Annotated in this window: 1 protein-coding gene; it reads right to left on the bottom strand. The window is 78.4% G+C overall.

Annotation, left to right across the window (positions count from 1 at the left end; all coding sequences use genetic code 11):
* A partial coding sequence (locus V7793_RS37860; RefSeq protein ID WP_336014291.1) for a hypothetical protein occupies positions 1-1,025 on the bottom strand: 1,025 nt, incomplete at both ends.

Raw genomic sequence — 1,025 nt, forward strand, 5'->3', positions numbered from 1 at the left:
GCCGCCGGGCCGCCTCCTCGTCGCCCAGCCGGGCGTGCGCCAGGGCCGCCTCGGAACGCCACGGCCACAGCGCCGGGTTGGTCCAGCCACGGTGCAGCAGCAGCCGCCCGCACTCCTCCAGGTCCGCCAGCCCGGGACCGACCCGCCCCAGCGCGACCTGCAGCCGCCCGCGGTGGAACAGCAGGCCCGGCAGCGTGATCGCCGGCACCGCGGCCTCCAGTCCGGGCTCCAGCAGGACCCGCTGCGCCTGGTCCAGGGCCCCCGACTCGTACAGGGCGCTGCCCAGCCAGCCGCGGGCCATGGCGGAGCCCAGCCACTCGTGCTCGGCGGGCTCCGGGCCCCGCTCCAGCACCTCGTGCGCCGCGTCCAGGCACTCCGACAGCCGGCCCGCGCGGTAGGTGCATTCGGCGAGCACGGCCCGGGCGAGCGCCGCCACGGTGCGCGAACCCTCCGCGGTCGCCGCGCTCAGCAGGGCCGCGGAGTTCTCCAGGGCCTCCTCCTCGGCACCGGACCGGGCCAGGACGAGGACGAGGCCCAGCCGCATCAGGGCGTGGTCGTTGACGGTGGCGGCCGGCTCGCCGAGCGCCAGGCGGGCCTGCTGGAGCGCCTCGGCCCGCCGGGTGCCGCTCCACTGGGCGCTCACGGCGGCCAGCGCGGCCTCGGCCCGGCGCACCCAAGGGCTCCGGGCGACTTCGCTGAGCTGCGCGGGGGAGGACGTCGAGGGCGGCGCCTGGTGCGTCCCGCGGCCTTCGAGGAGTTCGAGCAGGCCGCGTACGGCGCGGAAGCCCGCCCGCAGCTCCTTCGGGGCGCCCGCGCGGTCGAGTTCGCCCGCCTCCTGTTCCACGATCCGCAGCGCTTCCGGCACGTCGCCGGTCATGGCGGCGGCCTGGGCCAGGTCGAGCAGGGCCATGGCCCGGTGCCCGGTGTCGCCCCGGATCAGGTCGACGGTGCGGCGCAGCCGGGCGACCGCGGCCTCTGGGCCGTCGGCCAGCTCGATGTGGCCGAGCCGGCGCAGCAGCCCCGGC

It is taken from the genome of Streptomyces sp. KLMMK, from assembly GCF_036961605.1.
In the GTDB taxonomy this organism is placed as follows: domain Bacteria; phylum Actinomycetota; class Actinomycetes; order Streptomycetales; family Streptomycetaceae; genus Streptomyces; species Streptomyces telluris.